Source organism: Rubrivivax gelatinosus (genome assembly GCF_004340905.1).
GTDB classification, from domain to species: Bacteria; Pseudomonadota; Gammaproteobacteria; order Burkholderiales; family Burkholderiaceae_C; genus Rubrivivax; species Rubrivivax gelatinosus.
Genome location: NZ_SLXD01000022.1, coordinates 1 through 23,624, shown reverse-complemented (window position 1 = coordinate 23,624; position 23,624 = coordinate 1). Strand labels below are relative to the sequence as shown.

Genomic DNA, 23,624 nt, shown 5'->3' with positions numbered 1-23,624 from the left:
TGCCCGAAAGGATGGAGAGACAGGACTGGCGCCCGGAACCGGCGTTCCCGGCTGCGCGCGCGACAGATGAAAAAAGGTTTCTCGACCATCATGTCGGCGCAGTTCTGCAGTTCGCTGGCCGACAACGGGCTCACCGTCGCTGCGATCGAACTGCTGCGCAGCAGCCAGGCGCCCAGCTGGCACGTGCCGGTGCTCGCGGTCGTCTTCGCGCTCTTCTACGTCGTGCTCGCGCCCTTCCTCGGCGCCTTCGCCGACGCGATCCCGAAGGGCCGCGTGATGCTGATCTCCAACGGCATCAAGATCGTCGGCTGCCTGCTGATGCTCTTCGGCGGCCACCCGCTGCTGGCGTACTCGATCGTCGGGCTGGGCGCGGCGGCCTACTCGCCGGCCAAGTACGGCATCCTCACCGAGCTGCTGCCGCCGTCGCAGCTGGTCAAGGCCAACGGCTGGATCGAGGGGCTGACGATCGCCAGTGTCATCCTCGGCACCGTGCTCGGCGGCCAGCTCGTCGGGCCGCACATCGCGCCGGCGCTGCTGGGCCTGGACCTGCCGTTCATCGACACCGGCGTGGACATGCCGGCCGAGGCCGCGATCTGCGTGCTGCTCTTCGTCTACGCGCTGGCGGCGCTGTTCAACCTCTACATCCCGCGCACCGACGCGCCGCTGCAGCCGCTGCCGTCCAACCCGCTGTGGCTGGTGCGCGACTTCTCGCGCTGCAACGCGCGCCTGTGGTCGGACAAGCTGGGCCAGATCTCGCTGGCCACGACGACGATGTTCTGGGGCGTCGGCGGCAACCTGCGCATCATCGTCTTCCCCTGGGCCGCCGCGGCGCTGGGCTACTCGACAACGCAGGCCTCGTCGCTGGCCGGCGTGGTGTCGGTCGGCGTGGCCGTCGGTGCGGTCGTGGCCTCGATGCGCATGCGCCTGGACCGCGCCACCGCGGTGATCCCGCTGGGCGTGCTGATGGGCGTGCTGCTGATGGGGCTCAACCTGATCCGCGACCTGTACGTCGCGATCCCCTTCCTGCTGCTGCTGGGTGCCGCCGGCGGCTACCTCGTCGTGCCGATGAACGCGCTGCTGCAGCACCGCGGCCACAACCTGATGGGCGCCGGACGTTCGATCGCGGTGCAGAACTTCAACGAGCAGGCCTGCATCCTGGCGCTGGGCGCCTTCTACGCCGGCATGACGCGCTTCGAGCTGTCGGCCTTCGCCGCGATCACGGTCTTCGGTCTGGTCGTCGCCGGCATCATGGAGACGATCCGGCGCTGGCACCGGCGCAACGTCATCGAGCACAAGGACGAGGTCGAGCGCCTGCTCGTGATCGCGCGCACCGATGGCCATTGAGCTCGCCGCGCCGCGCGCCGGCAGCCCCGGCGCGGCGGCGCCGGCGCTCGCGCTGCTGGCCAACGCCTTCGTCTGGGGCCTCTCCTGGTGGCCGCTGCGCGAACTGCAGGCGCTGGGCCTGCACCCGTTGTGGGCCACCGTCGCGGTCTACGGCAGCGTCGTGCTGGCCATCTCGGCCTGGCGGCCGTCGGCCTGGCGCGAGCTGCTGCGCACCCCGGTGCTGTGGGTGCTGGTGGCCGCCGCCGGCACGACCAATGCGACCTTCAACTGGGGCGTGACCGTCGGCGACGTCGTGCGCGTCGTGCTGCTGTTCTATCTGATGCCGCTGTGGACGGTGTTGCTGGCGCGGCTGCTGCTGAACGAACGCCTGACGCGTGCCGCGGCGCTGCGCGTCGCGATGGCGCTGGCCGGTGCGGCCGTCGTGCTCTGGCCCGAGGGCGGCGGCCTGCCGCTGCCGCGCACGCTGCCCGAGTGGCTGGGCATCGCCGGCGGCTTCAGCTTCGCGCTGAACAACGTGATGCTGCGGCGCGAGGCGCAGCGGCCGCAGTCGGCGCGCGCGCTGGCGATGTTCCTCGGTGGCGTCGTCGTCGCCGGGCCGCTGGCGGCGGTGCTGGCCGCGCACGGCGCGGTGCCGATGCCGCCGGCCCCGGCGCCCGGCTGGATCGCCGGCGTGCTGCTGCTGGCGGTGTTCTTCCTCGGCGGCAATCTGGCGCTGCAGTACGGTGCGGCGCGATTGCCGGCCAACGCGACGGCGGTGGTCATGATCACCGAGGTGCTGTTCGCCTCGGTCTCGGCGGCGCTGCTGGGCGCGGCGGCGATCACGCTGCCGCTGCTGGCCGGGGGCGCGCTGATCGTCGGGGCGGCGCTGCTGGCGGCCCGCTGATGTTTCAGTGGCTGGCCGGTGCCGCGGCGCGCGGCGGCCGCGACACCAGGCGCGTCAGCTCGTCGTCGTCCAGCGGTTTGCCGAGGTAGGCATCGGCGCCGGCGAGCGCACCGCGCACCCGGTCGACCTCGCCGTGGTGCGCCGAGACCAGCACCAGGACCGCGCCGCGGGCGCCCGGGCTGGGCTCGCGGCGCAGGCGCCGGCACAGCGCCAGGCCGTCGAGTTCGCTCGTGTCGCCGAGCTCGACGTCGACGAAGACGAACTCGAAGCGCTGGCGGGCCAGGCGTTCGAGCGCCTGGCCGCTGGTCCGTGCGGCGATGCTGGGCAGGCCCAGGCGCTCCAGGCGGCCGGCGAGGTAGCGCGTGGCGACCTCGCTGTCGTCGACGATCAGCGCGTGCGGCACGAAGCGGCGGCGCTCGGCCGGTGCGGCGGCGCCGCGCATCGCGACGATGGCGTCCAGTTCGCGCAGCAGCAGCAGCGCGTCCAGCGGCCGAGGCATCCAGGCCGCGGCGCCTTCGGGTGCGTGGCGGCCGACGAAGACCGCGTCGGCGACACGGCCGGCGGCCGTCGTGCTGAGCACGGCATCGACATCGTCGGCGTCGGCGATGAGGAAATCGGCGCCGTCGGGGTCGGGTGCGAGCACGTAACCCGGCTCGCGCGTGGCGGCCAGGCGCACGCAGCTGGCGAGCGTGCTGCGCTCGAAGACGCTGAAGCCGAGCAGGTGGAGGCGGTGCAGCATGGCGGTGACGGGGCGCGGACGACGATGCTGCGCGGCGCCAATCGGCCGTGTCAACGCCAGTCATCAGACGGGGGCTTAGGATGCGCGTTTCGTCACGACCGGAGCTCCGATGGCCGCGACCCTGTCCGATTTCGACGCCGTCACGATCGACGGCCGCCCCGCGCCGCTGTCTTCCTATGAAGGCCAGGTGGTGCTCGTCGTCAACACCGCCAGCCGTTGCGGCTTCACGCCGCAGTTCGCCGGGCTCGAACAGCTCTGGCAGGCCTACCGCGAGCGCGGCCTCGTGATCCTGGGATTCCCCAGCAACGAGTTTGGTGCTCAGGACCCGGGCAGCAACGACGAGATCGCCTCGTTCTGCCAGATGAACTACGGCGTCAGCTTCCCGATGATGGCCAAGGTGAAGGTCAACGGCGGCGACGCGCATCCGTTGTGGCAGTGGCTCACCACCGAGGCGCGCGGCGTGCTTGGCACCCAGGCGGTGAAGTGGAACTTCACCAAATTCCTCGTCGGCCGCGACGGACGCGTGCTCAAGCGTTACGCGCCGACCGACTCTCCGGCCTCGCTGGCCGCCGACATCGAGAAAGCGCTTTCGGCATGACCGTCTTCTCCCACCTCGAGCCCTACGCGGGCGACCCGATCCTGTCGCTCAACGAGGCCTTCGGCCGCGACCCGCGCCCGGCCAAGGTGAACCTCTCGATCGGCATCTACTTCGACGATGCCGGCCGCATCCCGGTGCTCGACTGCGTGCGCCAGGCCGAGGCGCAGCTGCTGGCCGAATCCGGCCCCAAGCCCTATCTGCCGATGGAAGGTTCGGGCCCGATGCGCGCGGCGGTGCAGACGCTGCTGTTCGGCGCCGCCAGCGCCGCCGTCGCCGAGGGCCGCGTCGCGACGCTGCAGACCATCGGTTCCAGCGGCGGCCTGAAGGTCGGCGCCGACTTCCTGAAGCGCTGGTTTGCGGCCAGCACGGTCTGGGTCAGCGACCCGACCTGGGACAACCACCGCTCGATCTTCGAAGGCGCCGGCCTGGCCGTGAAGGCCTACCCGTACTACGACGCGGCCACCGGCGGCGTCGCCTTCGATCGTTTGTGCGAGACGCTGCGCGGCCTGCCGGCCGGCGACGTCGTGCTGCTGCACGCCTGCTGCCACAACCCGACCGGTGTCGACCTGTCGCAGGCGCAGTGGAGCGAGCTGGTGACGATCGTGCGCGAGCGCGGCCTGATCCCGTTCCTGGACATCGCCTACCAGGGCTACGGCGACGGCATCGAGCAGGACGCCTTCGCGATCCGCACGCTGGCCGAGGCCGGGCTGCCGTTCTTCGTCTCGAACTCGTTCTCCAAGAGCATGAGCCTGTACGGCGAACGCGCCGGCGCGCTGTCGGTGGTGTGCGCCGATCGCGCCGAGGCCGAGCTCGTGCTCGGCCAGATGAAGGCCACGGTGCGCCGCAACTACTCCAGCCCGGGGCTGCATGCGGCCGGCGTCGTCGCACGCGTGCTCGGCGAGCCGGGGCTGCGCGCTTCGTGGGAGGCCGACGTCGCGGCGATGCGCGAGCGCATCCTGGCGATGCGCCGGGCGCTGCACGAGGTGCTCGCGGCGCGCAAGCCGGGGCGCGACTTCGGCTACTTCCTCAGCCAGCGCGGCATGTTCAGCTACACCGGCCTGTCGGCTCAGCAGGTCGACCGGCTGCGCGAGGAGTTCGGCGTCTACCTCGTGCGCTCGGGCCGCATCTGCGTGGCCGGGCTCAACAGCGGCAACGTCGAGCGCACGGCCGAGGCGATCGCCGCGGTCGTCTGATGCTCACTCGGCCGGGATCTCCCGGCCGACCGCCTGCTGCACCAGCGCACGCAGCCAGCGCTGCGCCGGGTCGCCGTCCTGTCGTGCCGGCCAGACCATGTGCACGCCCACCGGCGGCAGCGTCACCGGCGCCGGCAGCGTGCGCGTCACGAGCCGCTGCGGCGTTCCGGTGGCGGCGACGAAGGACAGCGGCAGCACCGTGATCAGGTCCGACTGCGTGACGACGCGGCCGGCGGTGTAGTACTGGTTGACGGTGAGCACGATGCGCCGGCGCCGGCCGAGTGCGGCCAGCGCCTCGTCGATCATTCCGTGCGGCCGGCCCGAGAAGCTGACCAGCACGTGGTGCGCCTCGCAGAAGGCATCCAGCGTCAGCGCGTCGGCCAGCGGATGGCCCCGGCGCATCACGCAGACGTAGTGGCTGCGGTGCAGCTGGCGGTGCAGCAGGCCGGAGGGCGGACCGTCGGCGACGATGGCCGCGATCGCCTCCGGGAAGTGGCCGACGGCCAGGTCGGCCTCGCCGTCGCGCAGCATCGTGCGCGGGTCGCGGCTGGTCAGCGGCACCAGGCGCAGGTCGACGCGCGCCCGGCGGGCCTCGATCGCGCGCACGAGGATCGGCGTCAGCACCGAGGCCGGCGCGTCGGACATCGCGATGCGGAAGTTCGCCTCCTGGGTGCGCGCGTCGAACTCCTCCGGGGCCAGCGCCCGCTGCAGCTCGGCCAGGCCCTCGCGCACCACCGGCCACAGCGCCTGCGCGCGCGGTGTCGGCTTCATGCCGTGCGAGCCGCGCACGAACAGAGGCTCGCCCACGGCCTCGTGCAGGCGCTTGAGCGAGTGGCTGGCCGCGGGCTGCGTGACGGCCAGCACCTCGGCGGCGCGCGTTAGGCTGCCTTCGGTCATCACCGCATCGAACACGCGCAGCAGGTTCAGGTCGAGTGTGCGGAAGTTCATGATCCGATTCTGATATGAACGTTGTTTATGCTGATGATGCAAAACATTCAGTGGATTGACATGGGGTAAACCCTGAAAATGCTCCCATCGCAGCCCCACGAGGGTTGTGCCGACAGGAAATACGATGGGCATTTACGTTGAAGTCCAGACGGTCGCACCCGCGCAGGAGATCCCCCGCGGTGCCTTGATCGCCGCCGAGCTGTTCTCGCGCCTGATGAAGCGCTTCACGCCGCACCCGGTGACCCCGGAACGCGTGCACGACATCGCCGTGGTGCGCGAGCTGGCGCACCAGGTCGAGAACACCGACCCCGGTTTCGCCGCCGACCTTTACGCCGCCGCGGCGCGCCACGAAGGGCTGGGCGACTGATCACCCCCGGCGGCCGAGTTGCCGCCGCTACGGCCCCGACGCCTGCTGCGCCGGGGCCGTTTTTCGTCGGGGCAGCGGCCGCCATCGGGCATCATTGCCCGCGATGTCCGTGTTCCTGCTGCGCCGTTTCGCGACCTTCGTGCTGACGCTGGTCGCGGCGTCGATGATCGTCTTCGTGGTGCTCGAGCTGCTGCCCGGCAGTGCCGCCGAGGTGGTGCTGGGCGAGACCGCGACCCCCGAGGCGGTGGCCGCGCTGGAGTCGCGACTGGGCCTGGACCGGCCCGCCGTGCAGCGCTATGCCGAGTGGATCGGCGGCCTGCTGCAGGGCCGCACCGCCGACAGCATCGCGTATGACACGCCGACCGCCGAGCTGATCGCCGAACGCCTGAGCGTCACGCTGCCGCTGGCGGCGCTGGCCATGGTGCTGACCGTCGCCGTTGCGCTGGCCGCAGGCATCTATGCGGCTGCGCGCCGCGGTCGTGCCGGCGACGTCGGCGTGATGATCGCCACCCAGCTCGGGCTGGCGCTGCCGAGCTTCTGGCTGGCGATGCTGCTGATCCTGCTGTTCGCGGTGCAGCTGCAGTGGGTCGGCGCGGGGGGCTTCCCCGGCTGGAGCGTGGACGAGGGCGGCGGGCTGGCCGACGGCTTGAAGGCGCTGGCGCTGCCGGCGCTGGCGCTGGCGGCGGTGCAGGCGGCGATCCTGGCGCGTGTCACGCGTTCGGCGGTGCTCGACACGATGGGCGAGGACTACGTGCGCACCGCGCGTGCCAAGGGCCTGTCGCGAGTGCAGACGCTGCGCCGCCACGTGCTGCGCAACGCCGCGATCCCGGTGCTCACGGTCGCCGGGCTGCAGTTCGCCAACCTCGTCACCGGGACGATCGTCGTCGAGAACGTCTTCGTGCTGCCCGGGCTGGGACGCCTCGTCTTCCAGGCGGTGGCCAACCGCGACCTCGTCGTCGTGCGCGACGTCGTGCTGCTGCTGGCGGCGCTGGTCATCGTCGTCAACTTCGTCGTCGACCTGCTCTACGCCCTCGTCGACCCGCGGCTGCGGCACGCATGAGACCGGCCGGCGTCTGCGTTGCCGCACGCGCGCGGCGCAGCCCGGGCTTGATGCTCGGCGCGGCGCTGTCTGGCGCGGTCGTGCTGCTGGCGCTGGTTTCGCTGGCCTGGACGCCCTGGGCGCCGCAGGAGCTGGACATCGCCTCCCGGCTGCAGCCGCCGTCGGCGGCGCACTGGCTGGGCACCGACAGTCTGGGGCGCGACATCGTCTCGCTGCTGATGGCCGGCGCGCAGACCAGCCTGCTCGTCGGTGTCGTCGCGGTCGCCATCGGGCTCACGCTGGGCGTGGCGCTGGGCGCGCTGGCCGCTGCCCGGCGCGGCTGGATCGACGAGGCGCTGATGCGTGCGGCCGACTTCGGCTTCGCCTTCCCGGCGCTGCTGTCGGCCCTGCTGCTGGCGGCGGTGCAGGGCCCGGGCCTGGCCACCAGCGTCGTCGCGATCGGCCTGTACAACGTGCCGGTGTTCGCGCGCATCACGCGCGGCGCCGCGCTGGGCGTCTGGGCGCGCGAGTACGTGCTCGCCGCACGGGCCGCCGGCAAGGGCGCGTGGCGCATCACGCTGGACCACGTGCTGCCCAACATCGCCGCGCCCATCGTCGTGCAGGCGACGATCGCCTTCGCCACGGCGATCCTGGCCGAGGCGGCACTGAGCTACCTCGGCCTGGGCACGCAGCCGCCGCGGCCGAGCTGGGGCCGCATGCTCAACGAGGCCCAGACGCAGTGGTTCCAGGCACCGATGCAGGCCGTCTACCCGGGCCTGGCGATCATGACCGCGGTGCTCGGCCTGAACCTGCTTGGCGACGGTCTGCGCGACCTGCTGGACCCGCGCCTGGCCCGGCCCGGCGCAGGCGCGCGATGATCGGTCTGCATCGGGGAGCGAGATGGCACGCAACGTCGAGATCAAGGTCCGCGTCGAGTCGCTCGACGCTCTGCACCAACGCGCCGTCGCGCTGTCCGGCGCGGCGCTCGAACTCATCGAGCAGGACGACGTCTTCTACTCCGTCGCCAGCGGCCGGCTGAAGCTGCGCCGCTTCGCCGACGGCAGCGCCGAGCTGATCCACTACGAGCGCCCCGACGGCAGCGGCGCGCGCCTGTCGGACTATGAACGCGTCGCCGTCGGCGAAGCGGCCGAGGCGCTGCACCGGGTCCTCGTGCGTGGCCTGGGCGTGCGGGCATGCGTGCGCAAGCAGCGCTGGCTCGCGCGCGTCGGGCGCTCGCGCCTGCACCTGGATCGGGTCGAAGGCCTGGGCGACTTCGTCGAGATCGAGGTCGTGCTCGAAGACACCGAGTGCGAAGCCGACGGACGCCAGGTCGCCGAGCAGTTGCTGGCCGCGCTCGGACTGGCCGAAGCGCCGCGTCTGGCCACGGCCTACGCCGACCTGCAGCCGCCCCGGGGCTGACCGCGCGGGCCTGGGGGTCAGTAAACGTTGCGGCGGTGCAACATGAAGCGGTGTTGCTTCGGCGCTGCAGCGCACGGCTGCGGACCATGGTGGGACGCCCTGGGGCACTCCCGGTGCCGGGCGGCGGACCGTCACGCGACTGGTTTACGCGAGGGCGCACGACGTACGGGCGCGCGTAGCGCCGTGGCATGACGGGACGTCGGACGCAATCCGGGTTTATTATTTCTTCCTGTGCACGACACTATTGCGCTGGAAGAGCTAGTTGCAGTCCCGGCCGGTTCGTAGCCTTCCAGTCGCTGAGGTGCCGCCTGGCTGCGGCCTGTGTGTCTGAATCCCATCCCCCAACGAGGAATCCATATGAAGAAGTCCCTCATCGCTCTGGCCGTCCTGGCCGCTGCCGCCGGCAGCGCTTCGGCCCAGTCGTCGGTCACCGTGTTCGGTATCGTCGACGTGGCCTACCGCCACCTGGACAACGACAGCGCCGGTACGCGTGACGTGCTGGGCAGCAGCGGCCTGAGCACCGGCCGCATCGGCTTCCGTGGCGTCGAAGACCTGGGCGGCGGCCTGAAGGCCGGCTTCTGGCTCGAGTCCGAAGTCAAGGCCGACGAAGGCACCCAGCCGAACAGCCGCTTCTGGCACCGTCGTGCGACCGTCAGCGTGATCTCCGACTCGCTGGGCGAAGTCCGCCTGGGCCGTGACTTCACGCCGACCTACTCCGGCCTGGCCGACTACGACGCGTTCGGCACGACCGGCATCGCCGACACCACCCGCATCTACAAGGTCTGGGGCGGCGTCGACACCAAGGTCCGTGCCGACAACCAAGTCAGCTACATCCTGCCGGGCAACCTGGGTGGCATCTACGGCCAAGCCTCGGTCGCCGCCGGCGAAGGCACCGCGGGCAAGAAGTACTTCGGCGGCCGCCTGGGCTTCAAGGCCGGCGCCTTCGACGTCAGCGGCGCCTACGGCCAGACCGAAGTCACCTCCGACGACGTCAAGCTGGCGGTGATCGGCGGCTCCTACGACTTCGGCGTTGCCAAGCTGATGGCCGCCTACCAGCAGGCCAAGTACCAAGGCGACAAGGACGAGCACATGACCGTCGGCGCCACGGTGCCGGTCGGCGCTTTCGTGCTGCGCGCTGCGTACTCGCAGAGCAAGTCCAGCGACGTCACCGATCGTGATGCCAACCGCTTCGCCCTGGGCGCGATCTACAACCTGAGCAAGCGCACCGCGCTGTACGGCACCTATGCGGTGATCGACAACGACGACGGCGCCGCCTTCACGGTGTCCAACGACTACTCGACGATCGCCGCCGGCGACAAGTCGCAAGGTCTGGAAATCGGCATCCGCCACTCGTTCTGATCGACGGAGCGACCGGCGGCCTCACGGCCGCCGGTGCCGAGCAAGCCCCGGTGCCCTGGTGCCGGGGCTTTTTTCATGGGCGCCGCCGGCGGCGTATCGTTGCCGGCCGCCGTGTCCCCGATGTCCCTGTCTTCCGAACTGCTTGCCGTGCGCGACCTGAGGGTCGTGCTGCCGACCGCGACGGGCGCCGGCGCGGCGCTCGACGGTGTGTCCTTCACGCTCGGCCGCGGCGGCACGCTGGGCCTGATCGGCGAGTCCGGCTGCGGCAAGTCGCTGACCGCGCTGGCGCTGATGGGCCTGCTGCCCGAGGCCGCGCGCATCAGCGGCTCGATCGTGCTCGACGGCCGCGAGCTGACCGCGCTCGCCGAACGCGACTGGTGCACGCTGCGCGGCGACCGCCTGGCGATGGTCTTCCAGGAGCCGATGACGGCGCTGAACCCGCTGCACACCGTCGGCCGCCAGATCGCCGAGCCGCTGCGCCTGCATCGCGGCCTGTCGGCGGCGGCCGCGCGTGCCGAGGCGCTGCGCCTGCTTGAACGGGTGCACCTGCCCGACGCGGCGCGCCGGCTCGACGCTTACCCGCACCAGCTCTCCGGCGGCCAGCGCCAGCGTGTCGTCATCGCGATCGCGCTGGCCTGCGCGCCCGAGCTGTTGATCGCCGACGAGCCGACCACCGCGCTCGACGCCACCGTGCGCCGCGAGGTGCTGGACCTGATCGCTGAACTGCGCGCCGACACCGGCATGGCGCTGCTGCTGATCAGCCACGACCTGGGCGTGATGGCGCGCTCGGTCGAACACCTGCTCGTGATGTACGCCGGCGTCGTCGTCGAGAGCGGGCCGACGGCCGCCGTCTTCGAGCGTCTGGCGCATCCTTACACGCGTGCGCTGTTCGCCGCCCAGCCGCGGCTGGGGCTGGCGCGCGGCACCCGTCTGGCGACGATTCCCGGGCGCGTGCCGGCGCTGGGCGAACGCCCCGCTGGCTGCCCCTTCGCCGAGCGCTGCCCGCGCGCGGTCGCCGAGTGCCGCGCTGCGCTGCCGGCGCCGGTGGCCGTCGGCCCGGGCCACGAGGCGCGCTGCATCCGGCTTCACCCATGACGGCGCCGCTGCTGCAGGTCCAGGGGCTGGGCAAGCGCTACCGCCTGCCGCGCCAGCATCTGTTCGCACCGGCACCCGAGATGCAGGCGCTGGCCGACGCGAGCTTCACGCTCGAAGCCGGGCGCACGCTGGGCATCGTCGGCGAGTCGGGCTCGGGCAAGAGCACGCTGGCGCGCCTGGTGATGGCGCTGGAGACGCCCAGCGCCGGCCGCGTGCTGCTCGACGGCGAGGACCTGCACACGCTGGCGCCCGAGGCGCTGCGGCGCGCGCGTGCCAAGTTCCAGATGGTCTTCCAGGATCCCTACGGCTCGCTCGACCCGCGCCGCAGCGTGCTGCAGACCGTCACCGAGCCGCTGGCCGTGCTGCACGGCGCCGGGCGCGAGGAGCAGCTCGCGCGTGCCGTCGAGGTGCTGGAGGCCGTCGGCCTGGGCCCGGCCGATTTGCCGAAGTACCCGCACGAGTTCAGCGGTGGCCAGCGCCAGCGCATCGCGATCGCACGCGCGCTGGTCACGCGGCCGAAGCTGATCGTCGCCGACGAGCCGGTCAGCGCGCTCGACGTCTCGGTGCAGGCCCAGGTGCTGAACCTGATGCAGGACCTGCAGCAGCGCTACGGCGTCGCCTATCTCTTCATCAGCCACGACCTGGCGGTCGTCGACCTGGTCAGCGACGAGGTGCTGGTGCTCTACCAGGGCCGGGTCGTCGAACGCGGCACACCCGAGCGGCTGTTCCGCGCGCCCGAGCACCCGTACACGCGCCGGCTGCTGGCCGCGGCCCTTGGCGCAGAATCGCCCGGCCATGAATCCCACCCGTAGAACCGTCAACACGCTGCTGGCCGGCCTGCCGCTGGCCGCCGCGCTGCCCGCAGCGCAGGCCCAGGCGTCGAAGAAGCGCCTGGTGCTCGGCATGGTGCTGGAGCCGCCCGGCCTGGACCCGACCGTCGCGCCGGCCGCGGCGATCGGCGAGATCGTGCACTACAACGTGCTCGAAGGGCTGACGAAGATCGGCATGGACGGCCGCGTGTCGCCGCTGCTCGCCGAGTCCTGGACCGTCTCGCCCGACGGCAAGAGCTACGTCTTCCGGCTGCGCCGCGGCGTCGCCTTCTCCGACGGCGCGGTCTTCGATGCCGAGGCGGTGCGCTGGAGCTTCGAGCGCGCGCGCGCCGAGGGCAGCACGAACAAGGCGAAGAAGGCGGTGTTCGACAACATCGCGCGCATCAGCGTCGAGAACCCGCAAACGGTCATCCTGACGCTGGCCAACGCCGACGCGACGCTGCCGTTCCGTCTCGGCGAGAGCAGCGCCGTCATCCTGCACCCGGCCAGCGCCGCCCACGCGGCAACGCGGCCGGTCGGCACCGGGCCGTACCGCGTCGAGGACTGGAGACGCGGCGTCAGCGTCACGCTGGCCAAGTGGGCCGGCCACCGCGACGCCGCGCGTGTCGCGCTGGAGCGGGTCGTCTTCCGTTTCATCAACGACCCCGCGGCCCAGGTCGCGGCGCTGCTGGCCGGCGACGTCGACGCGATGCCGCGTTTCGCCGCGCTGCAGGCGTTGCCGCAGCTGCGCGCCGACCGGCGTTTCGTCGTCGAGGTCGGCGCCACCGCCGGCAAGGGCATCCTGGCCGTCAACCACCGCCGCAAACCCTTCGACGATGTGCGCGTGCGCCGCGCGCTGACCCACGCCATCGACCGCCGCGCCTTCATCGCCGGCGCCCAGGAAGGCCTGGGCACGCCGATCGGCAGCCATTTCGCGCCCACCGACAGCGGCTACGTCGACCTGTCCGGCCTCGTCGCCCACGACCCCGACAAGGCGCGTGCGCTGCTGAAGGAAGCCGGCGTGACGACGCCGCTGCACGTCACGCTGACGCTGCCGCCGCCGCCTTACGCGCGCAAGGGCGGCGAGATCGTCGCCGCGATGCTGGCCAAGGTCGGCGTCGTCGCGAAGATCGAGAACGTCGAGTGGGCGCAGTGGCTGTCGGGCGCGTTCAAGGGCCAGTTCGACCTCACGATCATCAACCACGTCGAGCCGCTGGACTACGCCACCGCCTACGCCGACCCGAAGTACTACTTCGGCTACGACAGCGCCGACTTCCGCCGCCTCGTCGCCACGCACGCCGGCAGCAACGACGCGCGCGAGAAGGCGCGGCTGTGGCGCGAGATCCAGCGCAAGCTGGCCGACGACGCGGCCAGCGTCTTCCTCTGGAACCCGGCGCAGGTGGCGGTCTGGCGCAAGGGCCTGCGCGGGCTGTGGACGCGCTCGCCGATCTTCGCCAACGACCTGGCCGCCGTCTCCTGGGGCGGCTGATGACGGCGCTGCACACGCTCGACGCGGCGGCGCTGGCCACGCTGTACCGGCGCGGCGAGCTGTCGCCGGTGCAGGCCACGCGGGCCGTCATCGAGCGTGTCGAGCGCCTGGAGCCGACGCTGCACGCCACCTGGGGCTTCGACCCCGACAGCGCGCTCGCCGCGGCGGCCGAGTCTGAAGAACGGCATCGCCAAGGCCGGCCGCTGTCGGCGCTGGACGGCGTGCCGGCGATGCTCAAGGAGAACATCGGCACGCGCGGCTGGCCCAAGCCGCTGGGCTGCGCCGCCGTCGAGGCCGCGCCCGAGACCGAGGACTCGCCGCCCGCGGCGCGCCTGCGCGAAGCCGGCTGCGTCTTCGTCGCGCGCACGACGATGCCCGACTACGGCATGCTGTCCTCGGGGCTGTCGAGCCTGCACGCCGCCGCGCGCAACCCCTGGAACCCGGCGCTGACGCCCGGCGGCAGCAGTGCCGGCGCCGGCGCCGGGGCCGCCGCCGGCTACGGCCCGCTGCACGTCGGCACCGACATCGGCGGCTCGATCCGCCTGCCCGCCGGCTGGTGCGGCGTCGTCGGCTTCAAACCCAGCCTGGGCCGCGTGCCGATCGTGCCGCCGTACGCCGGGCGCTGCGCCGGGCCGATCACGCGCACCGTGACCGACGCCGCGCTGCTGATGGCCGAACTGTCGCGCCCCGATGCGCGTGACGCGACCAGCCTGCCGCCGCAGGCCATCGCCTGGGACCGGCTCGACGACCTGGACCTGCGCGGCCTGCGCCTGGGCCTGCTGCTCGACGCCGGCTGGGGCCTGGCGCCGCAGCCGCGCCACGTCGAGATCGTCACCGCCGCCGCACGGGCTTTCGAAGCCGCCGGCTGCATCGTCGAGCCGCTGGCAGCGTTCACGACGCCCGAGATGGCCGAGGGCATCGATCTGTTCTGGCGCATGCGCTCCTGGCTGGACCTGCAGGCGCTGCCGGCCGACCGGCGCGAACGTGTGCTGCCCTTCATCCGCGACTGGGCCGGCCGCGGCGCCGGCTACAGCGCCGCCCAGGTCTTCCACGGCCACGCGCAGATGGCGGCGCTGCGCGACGCCGCGGTCGCGGCCTGCGCGCCGTTCGACTTCGTGCTCTCGCCGGTGGCGCCGGTGCCGGCCTTCCCGGCGCTGCACGCCAGCCCGACGAACGACCCGGCGCAGGCGATGGCGCACATCGGCTTCACGCTGCCGTTCAACATGAGCGAGCAGCCGGCGATCGCGGTGCCGGCGGGCATGACGGCCGACGGCCTGCCGGTCGGGCTGCAGATCGCCGGCCGGCGCCACGACGACCTGGGCGTGCTGCGCCTGGCGCGCGCCTGGGAGCGGCTGCGGCCGCCGCTGCCCGCCGGGCCGCTGGTCTGAGGCCGGACGCAGGACGCCGGAAGGCGTTCTGCGCCTGCCGAAGGCCCAAGCGCGATTTCACGCGCGAGGGCTGAGCCCCGCCGCGGCCTGTTACGTGCTCGCGCTACAGTCTCGCCATGGCGTTCTTCGATCTGCGAGGCAATCCCGTCGGCTGCGGTGTCGCCGCCGCGCGTGATGCCGCGGAGTCGGCGCTGTGGCGGCTGATGTCGTTCTACGACTCGCCGCTGGCCGATCTCGACGCGGCGATCGCGGCCGATCCCGGCTGGGCGATGCCGCACCTGATGACGGCGGGCTGGCTGCTCGCCGCCACCGACCCCGGCGAACTCGCCGCCGTGGCCCGGCACCTGGACGCGGCGCGCGAGCGCCTGGGCAGTGCCGGCGTGCGCGAACGTGCGCACCTCGAAGCACTGCAGCTGGTGCTCGAAGGCCGCTGGCACAACGCCTGCCGCCGCTGGGACGACCTGCTGCTGGAGTACCCGCGCGACGCGCTGGCGCTGCAGTGGTCGCACCAGTGGGACCTGCATCGTGGCGACGCCGCCGGCATGCGCATGCGCCCGGCGCGTTCGCTGCCCGACTGGGACGCCGACGACCCGCTGTACCCGTTCGTGCTCGGCCTCTACGCCTTCGGGCTGGAGGAGTGCAACCTGTACCCGCAGGCCGAGGAGGCCGCGCGCCAGGCGCTGCAGGCCGACCGGCGCGTCACCTGGGCGGTGCACGCCGTGGCCCACGTGCTGGAGATGCAGGGCCGGCACGACGAGGGTTCGGCCTGGCTGCGGCTGCACCAGCACGACTGGGCCGACGGCAACGAGTTCGCCTCGCACCTGTGGTGGCACAAGGCGCTGTTCCGCGTCGAGGCGATGGACTGCGCCGGCGTGCTGCGCCTGATCGACGGTCACCTGACGGCCGAGGCGCTGACGACGACGCTGCAGCGCGTCGACGCCGCGGCGATGCTGTGGCGGCTGCACCTCGTCGGCGAGGACGTCTCGGCGCGTGCGCTGGCGCTGGCCGACGCCTGGGCCGAGGCCGACGACGAACCCGGCTACTACGCCTTCAACGATCTGCACCGCGTCACCGCGCTGATCGCCGCGGGCCAGTTGCCGCGCGCCGAACGCTGGGTCGCGCGCTGTGCCGAACGTGCGCTCGCCCTGGACGACGCACGGCGCGTCAACCACACCATGGCGCGCGAGGTCGGCCTGCCGCTGATGCGCGCTTTCCTCGCCTTCGCGCGCGGCGACGTCGATACGGCCGCCGACATCCTCTACCCGGCGCGCATGTCCGCGCCGGCGCTCGGCGGCAGCCACGCGCAGCGCGACCTGATCGACCAGACCCTGCTCGCCGCGGCGGTGCAGGGGCGGCGGCGCGACCTCGGCCGGGCGCTGCTCAACGAGCGCCTGATGGCCAAGCCGGCGACGGCGCTGACGCGCCACTGGGCCTCGCGCCTGGGCCTGGCGCGCGAGGCGCGCGCCTGAGGCGGCGGACATGGCGACGCGGCGCGAGGACAAGCGGCTCGAGCGCCTGCGCACGCTGGACGAGCAGATCGCCGACGCGCTGCGCCAGAGCCAGGACAGCGGCGAGCTGAAATCCGCGCCCAGCTGGGGCCGGCCGCTGGCGCTGGACGACGGCTACGACCAGACGCCCGACGGGCTGAAGATGCCCTTCAAGATCCTCAAGGACGCCGGCCACGTGCCCGCCGAGGTCGAGCTGATGCGCGAGATCGCCGCGCTGCAGGCCGAGCTCGACGCCGCGCCGGCGGCCGAAGCCGACACGCCGGCCTGGCGCGCCAGGCGCCAGCGTGTCGCCGAGCTGCGCCAGCAGCTGGCGTTGCGCCTCGAACACCTGCGCCGCAGCGCCAGCCTCTGATCGGCGCCCGGGCGCCGCGCGCGGGCGCACAATGCCGTGGTCCAGTCCTCCGCGAGGGCCCATGTCCGAACACCACGCCCAGGTCGAATGGCGGCGCCAGCCCGCCGAGGCCTTCACCGACCAGCGCTACAGCCGGTTGCATGCGCTGCGTTTCGACGGCGGCGCCGAGATCGCCGCCTCGGCTTCGCCCGGGGTCGTGCCGCTGCCGTACTCCAACGCCAGCGCCGTCGATCCCGAGGAGCTGTTCGTCGCCTCGCTGGCGAGCTGCCACATGCTGTGGTTCCTGTCGCTGGCCGCCAGCGCCGGCTGGCGTGTCGACTCCTACCTCGACGACGCCGTCGGCACGATGGGCCGCGACGAGCACGGCCGGCCCTTCCTGACCACCGTGACGCTGCGCCCGCGCGTGCGCCTGGCCGGCGATGCCGTGCCCGAGGCCGCACGCCTGGCGGTGCTGCACCACCGTGCCCACGAGGCGTGTTTCATCGCCAACTCGGTGAAGACCGCGGTGCGCGTGGAGCCGCAGCCGTGACGCGGCTGCGCACCGCGCGCCTCGTGCTGCGCAGCTTCGGCCCGGCCGACGTCGAGCCCTATGCCGAGATGTGCGCCGACGCCGAGGTCATGCGCCACATCGGCGCCGGTGGCCCGGTCGAACGCGACGTCGCCTGGCGCCAGGTGGCGCTGTTCATCGGCCACTGGACGCTGCGCGGCCACGGCATGTGGGCCGTCGAGCGCCAGAGCGACGGCCGCATGATCGGCCGCGCCGGCTTCATGCACCCCGAGGGCTGGCCCGGCTGCGAGCTCGGCTGGCTGCTGGCGCGCGACGCCTGGGGCCAGGGCTACGCCCAGGAGGCGGCACGCGCCGCGCTCGCCTGGGGCCGCGACGTGCGCGGCATCGTCTCGCCGATCAGCCTGATCCGCCCCGAGAACGAGCGCTCGATCCGGCTCGCCGAACGCCTGGGCGCGGTGGCCGACACCGAGATCGACTTCCTCGGCGGCCGCGCCCGCGTCTGGCGCCACAACGCCTAGGCGTTCATCTCCCGATACAGCGCCGGCAGGAAGGACGCGAGGTTCGCGTACTCCAGCACGTTGTGCCGGGCCAGGCCGCGCGCCGCGGCGGCTGGCACCTTCACGAAGGGCGGCAGCCTGGTCCTGGGCTGGCCGTCGACGAGCTGGCGGCCCAGCCAGAAGCGCGAGCGGAACTCGACGCCGTCGTCCGTCGTGCGCACGAAGTGGCACATCACCGCGCTCGCCCAGGGCCGCAGGAAGAACGCGCCCACCGGCCGGCTCCTGCCGTTGGCCGCCACCAGCGTGTGGCGTGCGGCGTCGAAGCGGGCCATGTCCAGGCCGAAGTCCTGCGGCGTCATGAACGAGATCAGGATGTCCTCGGGGCCGCCGCCGACGTCCTCCTGGACGTGGTGGGTGATGCCCTGGAAGCGTTCGACGAGCGGCCGGCGGGCATCGGCGGCGCGTGCGCGCTGCGCCGGGTCGGGGATGCTGGCCGAGAAGTGACCGGCCGGCCACCAGATCTTGTAGCGCAGGTCCTCCAGCGCGTGCCACGCGAACCACCAGTTCACCATCTCCAGCGTCACGCCGGGCATCGGCGTGTGGTTGGCGACGTAACCGGTGCCGTCGGGCAGGATGCACCAGCCGCATTCCACCCCGTGATAGCCCGGGTCGAGCAGCCGGCCGCGGTCTTCGGCGCGCAGCGCCTGGGCCGGGTCCATCGGCGCGGACATCGCCTCCAGCCGCCGCGGGTCGGGCGCCGCGGGTCGGCGGGAGAAGTACGCGGCGTAGGGCTGGTGGCGTTCTTCGGCGGTCAGGGCGAGGCTTCTCATGGCAGTCCCGTTTTAAATCAACGAACGTTGACATGCTAGCGTCGTCCGGCCCGGCGTCAAGCCGGGCGGGCCGGTCGTGGCGGGACCGCTCGGCATAATCCACGCGCCCGTGTCCGTGTGCTGCCGCCACCGCGGGCGTCCTGCGCCTTCCACCCCATGCCGATCCAGTCCGAGGCCGATCCCCGCGCCCGACCGCCCCGAGGGCGCCGGCCGTCGCACGCACCCTCGGGCCGCGAGGCGCTGCTCGTCGCGGCGCGCCGCAGCTTCGCGCGCAAGGGTTTCGACGGCGCCAGCCTGCGCGACATCGCGGCCCAGGCGGGGGTCGACGTCGCGCTCGTCGCGCGCCTGTTCGGCTCCAAGGACGCGCTGTGGCGCGCGGTGATCGACGATCTGGCCGCCGCCGGCGAGCACTACCGTGCGCAGTTCGACCACCTCGCCGCCGGCGGCGACGCACGCGGCGGCTTTTGCGAGTTCATCGTCCTGTTCTCGCGCATCAGCCTGGAGATCCCGGAGTTCCCGGCGCTGCTGATGCAGGAGACCTGCACGCCGGGGCCGCGGCTGGAGTCGATCGAGCGCCTGCTGGTCGAGCCTTTCCTTGCCGCCGCGGCGCCGATCGTGCGCGCTGCGATCGACCAGGGCGTGCTGCGTGCGACGGACCCCGCGTTGTGCCTGCGCATGCTGCTGCCGGCGATCGCCCTGCCGCTGCTGGGCGCGGCGATGAGCACCGATCGTGCGGCGGCGCAAGGCCTGGCCGACGAGCTCGCCCGCCAGGCCTTGCAGATGCTGCTCGTTCCGGCCGGCGCCCGGCAGTCGCCACCCTGAGGCGCCACCGCAGCCACCCGGGCGGAACCGCGATACGCAATTGAATTGCGTATCCCGGGCGAGCACCGGCGCCTCGCCATCGCTGCGGAGAAAGCGCTGCAATCGGCCGTGAATTGCAAGAACTTGTGCCGGTCAGCGATTGCCGCGGGCCGCCGATGTTGCCAATTCCCCGCGTTCCACGTCCTGTTCCAGGCGTTGCCATTGCAAATGCAGAAATGCTCCGCGACCCCCGCGGGGGCCGTGGTAAGTTCCGCGCTGCGCGGGCCGCCGGCCCGCGTGCATCACCCGCCGCCGCACGTGGCGGGCGGGCCGGTCGACGCAACCGGCCCGCGGGGAGGACACCGGCGGCCGCGCCAGCCCGGAACGATCATGACGAAAACCTACAGCGAAGTCCTCAAGCAGATCGAGTCCCTGAAAGCCCAGGCCGAAACCCTCCGGCGCCGGGAAGTCGACGCCGTCATCGCCAGCGTGCGCGAGCAGATTGCCCAATACGGGCTGACGGCCGCCGATCTCGGCCTGGTGGCGGCCAAACCGCGTTCGCGCAAACGCAAGATCGTCATCGCCAAATACCGCGACGACGCCGGCAATACCTGGGTCGGCCGCGGCAAACGCCCGCAATGGGTGCGTGACGCGCTCGCCGCCGGCAAGACGCTGCAGGATCTGGAAGTCGGGGCCTGACCCGGCGTGCCGGGCCGGCGTCACTCGGCGACGGTCTGGCGCACGGCGCGCTCCCAGCGCGCCATCAGCTCCGCGGCGCGTTCGCGCGCCAGCGTCGGCAGGAAACGGCGTTCGGCCTGCCACAGCGCGCCGATCTCCGAACGGTCGCGCCACACGCCCACCCCCAGCCCCGCGAGATAGGCCGCGCCCAGCGCGGTCGTCTCGGTGACCTGCGGGCGCACCACCGGGATGCCCAGCAGGTCGGCCTGGAACTGCATCAGCAGGTCGTTGACGCAGGCGCCGCCGTCCACGCGCAGCTCCGACAGCGGCCGTCCGCCCTGGGCCGCGGTGTCGCGCGCCATCGCCTGCAGCAGCGCCGCGCTCTGGAAGGCGATGCTCTCCAGCGCCGCGCGCGCGATGTGCGCGACGGTGCTGCCGCGTGTCAGGCCGACGATGGTGCCGCGCGCGTCGGCGTTCCAGTACGGCGCGCCCAGGCCGGTGAAGGCCGGCACGAACATCACGCCGCCGGCGTCGGGCACGCTCTCGGCCAGCGCCTGCACCTCGCCGCTGGCGCGGATGGCCTGCAGCCCGTCGCGCAGCCATTGCACGACGGCGCCGCCGATGAAGACGCTGCCTTCCATCGCGTACTCGCGCGCCGTGCCGCAGCGCGCCGCGGCGGTCGACACCAGGCCGTTGCTCGAACGCTCGAAACGCTCGCCGGTGTGCATCAGCATGAAGCAGCCGGTGCCGTAGGTGTTCTTCGCCAGCCCGGGCTCGAAACAAGCCTGGCCGAACAGCGCCGCCTGCTGGTCGCCGGCGACGCCGGCGATGGCGATCGGTGCGCCGAACAGCCCGGGCTCGGTCTCGCCGAACGGGTGGCTGGACGGCAGCACCTGCGGCAGCAGGCTGTCGGGCACGTGCAGCGCGGCCAGCAGCTCGTGGTCCCAGACGTCGTGGCGGATGTCGTAGAGCATCGTGCGCGACGCGTTGCTGACGTCGGTGGCGTGCACGCGGCCGCCGGTCAGCTTCCAGATCAGCCAGCTGTCGACGGTGCCGAAAGCCAGCTCGCCCTGGGCCGCGGCGAGGTGCGCGCCGTTCACGTGGTCCAGGATCCAGCGGATCTTGGTCGCCGAGAAGTACGGGTCGATGACCAGCCCGGTGCTGCGCCGCACCGTGTCCTCCAGGCCGCGTTCGCGCAGCTGGGCGCACAGCGGCTCGCCGCGCCGGTCCTGCCAGACGATGGCGTTGCACACCGGGCGCCCGGTGCGGCGGTTCCAGACGACGGTGGTCTCGCGCTGGTTGGTGATGCCGATCGCGGCGATGTCGCGCGCCGTCAGCCCGGCGCGCGCGATCGCCTCCTGCGCGGTGGCGAGCTGGCTCTGCCAGATCTCCTCGGGGTCGTGCTCGACCCAGCCGGGCTGCGGATAGTGCTGGCGGAACTCGCGCTGGGCGAGCGCGACGACGCGCCCGGCCTCGTCGAAGACGATGCTGCGCGAGCTGGAGGTGCCCTGGTCGAGCGCGAGGACGTGGCGGGTCATGGCGGTGCTCCTGGCGAGCCAAGGAGCATATCGGCGCCCGGCGCGCCGCGGAATCAGGCGCGGCGGCGCTCGTGCATCAGCCGGTCGTAGAGCTCGAGGTAGGCCTGCAGCACCGCGTCGGCGTGGTGCTCGCGCTGCACGGTCTCGTGGCCGGCGGTGGCCAGCGCGTCCAGCGCCGCGTCGTCCAGCGCGAACAGCCGGCGCAGGCCCTCGCCCAGGCCGGCCGGGTTCGACAGCGGTGCCAGCAGCGCGTTGCGGTCTTCGGCGACGAGTTCGGTCGCGCCTTCGTTGCGCGTGCTCAGCACCGGCAGGCGGTGCTGCCAGGCTTCGAGGATGACGTTGCCCAGCGGCTCGTGGCGCGAGGGGCAGACGAAGAGGTCGGCGAGTTCGTAGAACGGCACCGGGTCGTCCTGCCAGCCGGCGAAGCGCACGCGTGCCGCCAGCCCCAGGCGCTCGCACTGCGCCCGCAGCGCCGGCATCTCGGGCCGTCGCCGGCGATCACCAGCACCACCGGCGGCCGCCCGGGCGCGTCGGGCGCCTGGGCGAGCGCGTCCAGCAGGTCGGCGAAGCCCTTCTTGGCGATCACGCGGCCCAGCGCCAGCAGCACGCGTGCACCGGGCGGCAGCGCCAGCGTCGCACGCAGCGCATCGAGCTCGGCCGGCGCCACCGCGCGCGGCGAGGGCACGAAGTTGCCGATGTAGAAGACGTGGTCGGCGGGCAGGCCTTCGCGCTTCAGGTAATCGCAGATGCCGCGCGTGTTGCCGACCCAGGCGTGCGCATGCTCGTAGTAGCCGGGGATCTTGTAGTAGCCGCCCAGGCGCGCCACCAGCGCCGCCCGGCTGCCGGCGGGCAGCCGGGTGAGCCGCGTCGCGCGGCCCATGTAGGTCTGCACGACGTCGGGCTGGCGCTGCGCGATCAGCCGTGTCAGCCGCCAGCGCGACAGCAGGTCCCACTTCGAGCCCAGCGCCAGGTGAACCTGCTCGACCGACGGGGCCAGCGCGCGTGCCACCGGGCTGCCGGGACGGGTGACGGCCAGCGTCGGGTGGCCGGCGCTCGTGAGCGCCTCGACGAGGCGGATGAAGAAGCGGTCGGCGCCACCGAGCTCGCGGCTGCCGAGCACGTGGATCGTGCTCACCATGGGCGGGCTCCGGCGGGGCGGGGGAACGAGAGGGCGGGAATGGACATCGGCGGCGGTCGTGCGGTGCTCGGCCGATTGTCCACCGCGGCCCGCGCCGCGGGTTTGCCGCGACCCGGCGCACGCCCGCTGGCGCGGCGCGTTAGATTGGGCGCCCCATGACCCGGCTCACCGATCCGCTGGCGACTATGCCCGGCGTGCCCCAGGCCTTCGACGCGCCCGAGGACGCCGCCGAGTTCCGCCGCCCGGCGCACCGCCCGGGCGTGGAGCTGTACCGCGCGGCCATCGTGCGCCACGCCTTCGAGCCGCACGCGCACGACGGCTTCGGTGTCGGCGCGATCGAAGCCGGCGTCGAGCGTTTCCGCTATCGCGGCAGCGATCACCTCGCGCCGCCGGACTCGCTGGTGCTGATGAACCCCGGCGAAGTGCACACCGGCCGCGCCGAGACCGAGGCCGGCTGGCGCTACCGCATGGCCTACGTCGACGAGGCGCTGGTCCAGGCGCTGACCGGCGAGCGCTGGCGCTTCGCCGACGCCGTGGCGGCCGACGCCCCGCGCGCGCGCCGCGTCGGCCGGCTGCTGGCCGCGCTGTGGCAGGCGGCCGACGAGCCGCTGGCCTTCGACGGCCTGCTCGCCGACCTGCTGGCCGCGCTGCAGCCGCACGCGCGTGCCGACCACGCCGCGGTGCGCGAGGCCATGCCGCGTTTCGCGCCGGTGCTGGACTACATGCAGGACCGCCTAGCCGAACGCCTGACGCTGGAGGAGCTGGCGGCCGTCGCCGGCCTGAGCCCGTTCCACTTCCTGCGCCGCTTCCGCGAGGCGCAGGGTGCGACGCCGCAGCAGGTGCTGATGTCGCTGCGCCTGCTGGCCGCGCAGCGCCAGCTCGCCGCCGGCGTCGCGCCGGCCGAGGTGGCCGCGGCCACCGGGCTGGCCGACCAGGCGCACCTGACACGCGCCTTCGCGGCGCGCTACGGCGTCACGCCGGCGCGTTACCAGCGCCAGATCCGGGCGCGCTAGCTGTGAAGCTTCAATAGGTTGTTGCGGGTGTTCACCCGGAGAGGTTCTGAGAGACTGGAAATCGCCAAACCCCCAGTCCACTCAACAACCG

At 72.8% G+C, this 23,624-nt stretch carries 25 protein-coding genes and 1 pseudogene; 20 read left to right on the top strand and 6 right to left on the bottom strand.

What is annotated here, in order from left to right; genetic code table 11:
• Nucleotides 1–66 precede the first annotated feature (66 nt).
• Both lplT and EV684_RS22960 read left to right on the top strand, forming a co-directional pair.
• The gene (gene lplT, locus EV684_RS22965; protein WP_132649675.1) at nucleotides 67–1,344 is read left to right on the top strand and encodes a lysophospholipid transporter LplT; all 1,278 of its coding nucleotides are present in this window, start codon (nucleotides 67–69) and stop codon (nucleotides 1,342–1,344) included.
• The gene (locus EV684_RS22960; RefSeq protein ID WP_132649674.1) at nucleotides 1,334–2,227 is read left to right on the top strand and encodes a DMT family transporter; all 894 of its coding nucleotides are present in this window, start codon (nucleotides 1,334–1,336) and stop codon (nucleotides 2,225–2,227) included. Before lplT ends, EV684_RS22960 begins: the two co-directional genes overlap by 11 nt.
• A 4-nt stretch (nucleotides 2,228–2,231) precedes the next feature.
• On the opposite strand, the gene EV684_RS22955 is transcribed toward EV684_RS22960, so the two are convergent.
• Nucleotides 2,232–2,966, bottom strand: a complete 735-nt coding sequence (locus EV684_RS22955; protein WP_132649673.1) for a response regulator — start codon at nucleotides 2,964–2,966, stop codon at nucleotides 2,232–2,234.
• A gap of 109 nt (nucleotides 2,967–3,075) precedes the next feature.
• On the opposite strand from EV684_RS22955, the gene EV684_RS22950 reads away from it, so the two are divergent.
• Entirely contained in the window at nucleotides 3,076–3,564 is a 489-nt protein-coding gene (locus tag EV684_RS22950; protein ID WP_132649672.1) for a glutathione peroxidase, read from the top strand.
• Nucleotides 3,561–4,757: an amino acid aminotransferase gene (locus tag EV684_RS22945; protein WP_132649671.1), complete on the top strand. Its 1,197-nt coding sequence runs from the start codon at nucleotides 3,561–3,563 to the stop codon at nucleotides 4,755–4,757. Before EV684_RS22950 ends, EV684_RS22945 begins: the two co-directional genes overlap by 4 nt.
• A gap of 3 nt (nucleotides 4,758–4,760) precedes the next feature.
• Here the strand turns inward: EV684_RS22945 and EV684_RS22940 are convergent, their stop codons facing one another.
• Nucleotides 4,761–5,705 carry a LysR family transcriptional regulator gene (locus EV684_RS22940; protein WP_132649670.1) on the bottom strand — a complete coding sequence of 315 codons (945 nt, stop codon included), beginning with the start codon at nucleotides 5,703–5,705 and terminating at the stop codon, nucleotides 4,761–4,763.
• A 124-nt stretch (nucleotides 5,706–5,829) separates the two neighbouring features.
• On the opposite strand from EV684_RS22940, the gene EV684_RS22935 reads away from it, so the two are divergent.
• From EV684_RS22935 to EV684_RS22875, 13 genes are all read left to right on the top strand, one after another.
• Nucleotides 5,830–6,072 (top strand): hypothetical protein, encoded by a 243-nt coding sequence (locus EV684_RS22935; RefSeq protein WP_132649669.1) that lies wholly within the window; start codon nucleotides 5,830–5,832, stop codon nucleotides 6,070–6,072.
• 103 nt (nucleotides 6,073–6,175) lie between these two features.
• A complete protein-coding gene (locus EV684_RS22930; protein ID WP_132649668.1) occupies nucleotides 6,176–7,132 on the top strand; it encodes an ABC transporter permease in 957 nt (318 codons plus the stop codon).
• Nucleotides 7,129–7,989, top strand: a complete 861-nt coding sequence (locus EV684_RS22925; protein ID WP_242478671.1) for an ABC transporter permease — start codon at nucleotides 7,129–7,131, stop codon at nucleotides 7,987–7,989. The genes EV684_RS22930 and EV684_RS22925 overlap by 4 nt, the downstream gene beginning before the upstream one ends.
• Nucleotides 7,990–8,011: 22 nt before the next feature.
• Nucleotides 8,012–8,530 (top strand): class IV adenylate cyclase, encoded by a 519-nt coding sequence (locus EV684_RS22920; protein WP_132649667.1) that lies wholly within the window; start codon nucleotides 8,012–8,014, stop codon nucleotides 8,528–8,530.
• 357 nt (nucleotides 8,531–8,887) lie between these two features.
• Nucleotides 8,888–9,889 carry a porin gene (locus EV684_RS22915; RefSeq protein WP_132649666.1) on the top strand — a complete coding sequence of 334 codons (1,002 nt, stop codon included), beginning with the start codon at nucleotides 8,888–8,890 and terminating at the stop codon, nucleotides 9,887–9,889.
• Between the two features lie 120 nt (nucleotides 9,890–10,009).
• A complete protein-coding gene (locus EV684_RS22910; protein ID WP_132649665.1) occupies nucleotides 10,010–10,984 on the top strand; it encodes an ABC transporter ATP-binding protein in 975 nt (324 codons plus the stop codon).
• Complete coding sequence (locus tag EV684_RS22905; RefSeq protein WP_132649664.1) at nucleotides 10,981–11,796, top strand: ATP-binding cassette domain-containing protein; 816 nt, start codon at nucleotides 10,981–10,983, stop codon at nucleotides 11,794–11,796. Before EV684_RS22910 ends, EV684_RS22905 begins: the two co-directional genes overlap by 4 nt.
• Nucleotides 11,780–13,282: an ABC transporter substrate-binding protein gene (locus EV684_RS22900; protein WP_132649663.1), complete on the top strand. Its 1,503-nt coding sequence runs from the start codon at nucleotides 11,780–11,782 to the stop codon at nucleotides 13,280–13,282. The genes EV684_RS22905 and EV684_RS22900 overlap by 17 nt, the downstream gene beginning before the upstream one ends.
• Complete coding sequence (locus tag EV684_RS22895; protein WP_132649662.1) at nucleotides 13,282–14,670, top strand: amidase; 1,389 nt, start codon at nucleotides 13,282–13,284, stop codon at nucleotides 14,668–14,670. Before EV684_RS22900 ends, EV684_RS22895 begins: the two co-directional genes overlap by 1 nt.
• 116 nt (nucleotides 14,671–14,786) lie before the next feature.
• Nucleotides 14,787–16,139, top strand: a complete 1,353-nt coding sequence (locus EV684_RS22890) for a tetratricopeptide repeat protein (RefSeq protein WP_132649661.1) — start codon at nucleotides 14,787–14,789, stop codon at nucleotides 16,137–16,139.
• Between the two features lie 10 nt (nucleotides 16,140–16,149).
• Nucleotides 16,150–16,530, top strand: a complete 381-nt coding sequence (locus EV684_RS22885) for a DnaJ family domain-containing protein (RefSeq protein WP_132649660.1) — start codon at nucleotides 16,150–16,152, stop codon at nucleotides 16,528–16,530.
• A 61-nt stretch (nucleotides 16,531–16,591) separates the two neighbouring features.
• Nucleotides 16,592–17,059, top strand: a complete 468-nt coding sequence (locus tag EV684_RS22880) for an OsmC family protein (RefSeq protein ID WP_132649659.1) — start codon at nucleotides 16,592–16,594, stop codon at nucleotides 17,057–17,059.
• Nucleotides 17,056–17,556, top strand: coding sequence for a GNAT family N-acetyltransferase (locus tag EV684_RS22875; protein ID WP_132649658.1), 501 nt, complete (start codon nucleotides 17,056–17,058; stop codon nucleotides 17,554–17,556). The genes EV684_RS22880 and EV684_RS22875 overlap by 4 nt, the downstream gene beginning before the upstream one ends.
• Here the strand turns inward: EV684_RS22875 and EV684_RS22870 are convergent.
• Complete coding sequence (locus tag EV684_RS22870) at nucleotides 17,553–18,365, bottom strand: DAPG hydrolase family protein (RefSeq protein WP_132649657.1); 813 nt, start codon at nucleotides 18,363–18,365, stop codon at nucleotides 17,553–17,555. The genes EV684_RS22875 and EV684_RS22870 overlap by 4 nt on opposite strands.
• Nucleotides 18,366–18,521: 156 nt before the next feature.
• On the opposite strand from EV684_RS22870, the gene EV684_RS22865 reads away from it, so the two are divergent.
• Together EV684_RS22865 and EV684_RS24720 are read left to right on the top strand one after the other, a co-directional pair.
• Complete coding sequence (locus tag EV684_RS22865) at nucleotides 18,522–19,187, top strand: TetR/AcrR family transcriptional regulator (protein ID WP_132649656.1); 666 nt, start codon at nucleotides 18,522–18,524, stop codon at nucleotides 19,185–19,187.
• 45 nt (nucleotides 19,188–19,232) lie between these two features.
• Nucleotides 19,233–19,865: an H-NS histone family protein gene (locus EV684_RS24720; RefSeq protein ID WP_375138685.1), complete on the top strand. Its 633-nt coding sequence runs from the start codon at nucleotides 19,233–19,235 to the stop codon at nucleotides 19,863–19,865.
• Nucleotides 19,866–19,885: 20 nt separating this feature from the next.
• Here EV684_RS24720 and glpK read toward each other — a convergent pair whose 3' ends face one another.
• From glpK to EV684_RS24715, 3 genes and pseudogenes are all read right to left on the bottom strand, one after another.
• Nucleotides 19,886–21,382, bottom strand: a complete 1,497-nt coding sequence (gene glpK / locus EV684_RS22855; protein ID WP_132649655.1) for a glycerol kinase GlpK — start codon at nucleotides 21,380–21,382, stop codon at nucleotides 19,886–19,888.
• A gap of 53 nt (nucleotides 21,383–21,435) precedes the next feature.
• Nucleotides 21,436–21,861: a glycosyltransferase gene (locus EV684_RS22850; RefSeq protein WP_132649654.1), complete on the bottom strand. Its 426-nt coding sequence runs from the start codon at nucleotides 21,859–21,861 to the stop codon at nucleotides 21,436–21,438.
• 215 nt (nucleotides 21,862–22,076) lie between these two features.
• A pseudogene (locus EV684_RS24715) lies at nucleotides 22,077–22,520 on the bottom strand (glycosyltransferase); the annotation flags it as partial.
• 155 nt (nucleotides 22,521–22,675) lie between these two features.
• On the opposite strand from EV684_RS24715, the gene EV684_RS22845 reads away from it, so the two are divergent.
• Nucleotides 22,676–23,533 carry an AraC family transcriptional regulator gene (locus tag EV684_RS22845; protein WP_242478670.1) on the top strand — a complete coding sequence of 286 codons (858 nt, stop codon included), beginning with the start codon at nucleotides 22,676–22,678 and terminating at the stop codon, nucleotides 23,531–23,533.
• Nucleotides 23,534–23,624 lie beyond the last annotated feature (91 nt).